This is a genomic window from Stenotrophomonas sp. PS02289 (assembly GCF_029960115.1).
In the GTDB taxonomy this organism is placed as follows: Bacteria; Pseudomonadota; Gammaproteobacteria; order Xanthomonadales; family Xanthomonadaceae; genus Stenotrophomonas.
In genome coordinates this window covers 1-3336 of the sequence record NZ_JASCOZ010000274.1, presented here as the reverse complement: position 1 = coordinate 3336, position 3336 = coordinate 1, and the positions used below count along the sequence as shown (strand labels likewise).

Here is a 3336-nt window from a genome sequence, read left to right as displayed (position 1 = left end):
ACAGCTACCGGAGCGTGCGGCGCGTTCGACACGGTAGCGCCGGCCGTTGGCCGGCCCAGGCGGTCCCAAACAAAAACGGGGCACCGGATGAACCGATGCCCCGTCCGGGATTTCACATTGGCCGCGAGGCTCAGATCGCCTTGGCCAGCTCCGCCGCCAGGCCCACGTATCCACCCGGGGTCAGCGTGCGCAGTTCCTGCTTGGCGCTTTCCGGCAGGTCCAGGGACTCCACGAAGGCCTTCATCGACTCGGCGGTGATGCCCTGGCCGCGGGTCAGGGCCTTGAGCTGCTCGTACGGGTTGGGCAGGCCGTAGCGACGCATCACGGTCTGCACGGCTTCGGCCAGCACTTCCCACGAAGCGTCGAGGTCGGCGTCCAGGCGCTCCGGGTTGACGGTCAGCTTGCCCAGGCCCTTGGCCAGCGAATCCAGCGCCACCTGGGTGTGGCCGAAGGCGGTGCCCACGGCGCGCAGTACGGTGGAGTCGGTCAGGTCGCGCTGCCAGCGGCTGATCGGCAGCTTGGCGCTGAAGTGCTCGAACAGCGCGTTGGCGATGCCGAAGTTGCCTTCGGCGTTCTCGAAGTCGATCGGGTTGACCTTGTGCGGCATGGTCGAGGAGCCGACTTCGCCTTCCTTCAGCTTCTGCTTGAAGTAGCCCAGCGAGATGTAGCCCCAGATGTCGCGGGCCAGGTCGATCAGGATGATGTTGGCGCGGCGGGCAGCGTCGCCGATTTCGGCGATGTTGTCGTGCGGCTCGATCTGGGTGGTGTAGGGGTTGAACACCAGGCCCAGGCTTTCCACGAAGCGCTGCGCGAAGGCCGGCCAGTCCACGTCGGGGTAGGACACCACGTGCGCGTTGTAGTTGCCGACCGCACCGTTGATCTTGCCGGTGAACTCCACCGCGGCGATCTGGCGGCGCTGGCGCTCCAGGCGGGCAACCACATTGGCCACTTCCTTGCCCAGCGTGGTGGGCGAGGCGGTCTGGCCGTGGGTGCGCGACAGCATCGGCTGGGCAGCCTGGGCGTGGGCGAGGGCGCGCAGGCTGGCGACAATGCCGTCCAGGCTGGGCAGCAGCACGTCGCGGCGGGCCTGTTCCAGCATCAGCCCGTAGCTGAGGTTGTTGATGTCTTCGCTGGTGCAGGCGAAATGCACGAACTCCAGCGCCGGAGCCAGCTCGGCGTCATCCTTGAGCTGTTCCTTGATGAAGTACTCCACCGCCTTCACGTCGTGATTGGTGGTGCGCTCGATTTCCTTGACCCGTGCGGCATGGGCCGGGGAGAAGCCGTCGGCCAGCGCACGCAGGCGCTCGGCCGCCGCCGGGGCGAACGGAGCCAGTTCGACGATGCCCGGTTCGTTGGCCAGGGCCAGCAGCCATTCCACTTCCACCTTCACGCGGGCCTTGATCAGGCCATATTCGGAGAAGATCGGACGCAGCGCGTCGACCTTGCCGGCATAGCGGCCATCGAGCGGGGACAGGGCAAGCAGGGCGAATTCGGACATGGCAGGCGCAGGCAGGGGCGGCGGGGGCAACATTATACGGGTAAGGACCGGTAGCGCCGGTTGGAGTATCGTGTCAGGAGCCGCCAGCCAGGAAGCGCTCCTTCGCCAGCCGCCGCTTCCTTTCCCCAACAAGAAGTAGTGCGGAGTCAACGAAATGAGCAAAGCAGCAACAAAGCGCCCCCTGCAGGCGTTCCGGGTCGAGCATGACAGCATGGGTGAACTGCAGGTACCTGCAGACGCCTTGTGGGGCGCGCAGACCCAGCGGGCCGTGGAGAATTTCCCGGTATCGGGCCAGCGCATGCCGCGCGGCTTCATCCGCGCGCTGGGCCTGGTCAAGGGCGCGGCCGCCGCGGTGAACGCCGAGCTGGGCCACCTGCCCAAGAACATCGGCAAGGCCATTGAAGCGGCGGCGAGCGAAGTCGCCGAGGGCGAGCACGACGCGCATTTCCCGATCGACGTGTACCAGACCGGGTCGGGCACCTCGTCCAACATGAATGCCAACGAGGTGATCGCCACCCTGGCCAACCGTGCCGGCAAGGCGGGCAAGACGGCGGTGCACCCCAATGACCACGTCAACCAGGGCCAGAGCTCCAACGACGTGATTCCCACCGCGCTGCGGGTGTCGGCGCTGCTGGGCGTGCATGAGCAACTGCTGCCGGCGCTGGTGCACCTGCGCAAGACCATCGACAAGAAGGGCCGCAGCCTGCGCAAAGTGGTGAAAACCGGGCGCACGCACCTGATGGACGCGATGCCGCTGACCTTCGAGCAGGAGTTCGGCGCGTGGTCGGCGCAGCTGGCCTCGGCGCAGGAGCGGCTGGAAGACGCGCTCAAGCGCCTGCGCCGGCTGCCGCTGGGCGGCACCGCCATCGGCACCGGCATCAACGCGGATCCGCGATTCGGCGAGCGCGTGGCCAAGCGTCTGAAGCAGCAGACCGGTGTACGCTTTGACAGTGCGGAGAACAAGTTCGAGGGACTGGCCGCGCAGGACGACGCGGTGGAGCTTTCCGGCCAGCTCAATGCACTGGCGGTGGCGCTGATCAAGATCGCCAACGACCTGCGCTGGATGAACGCCGGTCCGCTGGCGGGCCTGGGCGAGATCGAACTGCCGGCGCTGCAGCCGGGCAGCTCGATCATGCCGGGCAAGGTCAATCCGGTGATTCCGGAAGCCACGGTGATGGTGTGCGCGCAGGTGATCGGTCACCACACCGCGATCACGGTGGCGGGGCAGACGGGCAACTTCCAGTTGAACGTGACTCTGCCGCTGGTGGCGGCCAACCTGCTGGACGGCATCGGCCTGCTGGCCAACATCTCGCGTCTGCTGGCCGACACCGCGATCGCGGGCCTGAAGGTACGCGAGGACCGCGTGCGCGAAGCACTGGGCCGCAACCCGATCCTGGTCACCGCGCTGAACCCGATCATCGGTTACGAAAAGGCCGCCGCAATCGCCAAGCGCGCCTACAAGGAGCAGCGCCCGGTGCTGGACGTGGCCAAGGAAGACAGCGGCCTCAGCGAAGCCGAACTCCGTCGCCTGCTCGATCCGACCGCACTGACCGCCGGTGGCATCCACGCCGGCGGTGGTTCGGGCGGTGGTGGTTGATCGCGTAAAGCGTGTGATTGCAGTGAGCTGCGTGGGGCCGGGCTTTGCCCGGCTTCATGCGTTTGGGCGAACAACCTTCGGCTGCCGGTCTACGTGTCTGGGGCCGGCGGGCGGGGGGTACGGGACACGCCTTAAATCTCCCGTTAGGCTCGGGCGGCACATCCATGTGCCTTCACGGTCCCGTACCCCCCACCCACCGGCCCCTCGATACAGGGTCGGTGGCCATGGGAAATGCCACGAC

The 3336-nt window shown here is 67.1% G+C and carries 2 protein-coding genes; one reads left to right on the top strand and one right to left on the bottom strand.

The features are described 5' to 3' along the window. Positions 1–130: 130 nt before the first annotated feature. Positions 131–1498 (bottom strand): adenylosuccinate lyase, encoded by a 1368-nt coding sequence (gene purB / locus QMX83_RS20815; protein WP_282298525.1) that lies wholly within the window; start codon positions 1496–1498, stop codon positions 131–133. A gap of 154 nt (positions 1499–1652) precedes the next feature. Between purB and QMX83_RS20810 the strand changes: the two genes are divergently transcribed. Next, positions 1653–3095, top strand: coding sequence for a class II fumarate hydratase (locus tag QMX83_RS20810; protein ID WP_282298524.1), 1443 nt, complete (start codon positions 1653–1655; stop codon positions 3093–3095). Positions 3096–3336: the final 241 nt, after the last annotated feature.